The organism is Pseudomonas sp. UBA5568, assembly GCF_002425525.1.
GTDB classification, from domain to species: domain Bacteria; phylum Pseudomonadota; class Gammaproteobacteria; order Pseudomonadales; family Pseudomonadaceae; genus Aquipseudomonas; species Aquipseudomonas fulva.
Map to the genome: position 1 here is coordinate 49,885 of NZ_DIMK01000050.1, position 261 is coordinate 50,145.

Annotated in this window: 1 protein-coding gene; it reads right to left on the reverse strand. The window is 67.4% G+C overall.

Features of this window, described 5'->3' with window-relative positions; genetic code table 11:
- Nucleotides 1-135, reverse strand: a 135-nt coding sequence (locus B2S33_RS16535) for an NAD(P)/FAD-dependent oxidoreductase (RefSeq protein ID WP_288650677.1), incomplete at its 3' end; no start/stop codon positions are given.
- Nucleotides 136-261 lie beyond the last annotated feature (126 nt).

Consider the following 261-nt stretch of genomic DNA (forward strand, 5'->3'; position numbering starts at 1 on the left):
GGACATCAGGATCTTCTTGCCTGGCTTGTTGGCGTGGTCGAGCAGCAGGACCCGGCGGCCCCGGCGGGCGCTGAGCTGGGCACACATCAGGCCGGCAGCGCCTGCGCCCAGGATGATCACGTCGGTGGAGTGCACGGTGTTACCTCATCAATAGCCGCGGCCGCGTTGCAGCCCATCGCAGGCAAGCCAGCCCCCACAGGGACGGCACCGGCTTGAGGCCTGTGATGACCCTGTGGGGGCTGGCTTGTTTGCGACAGGCTG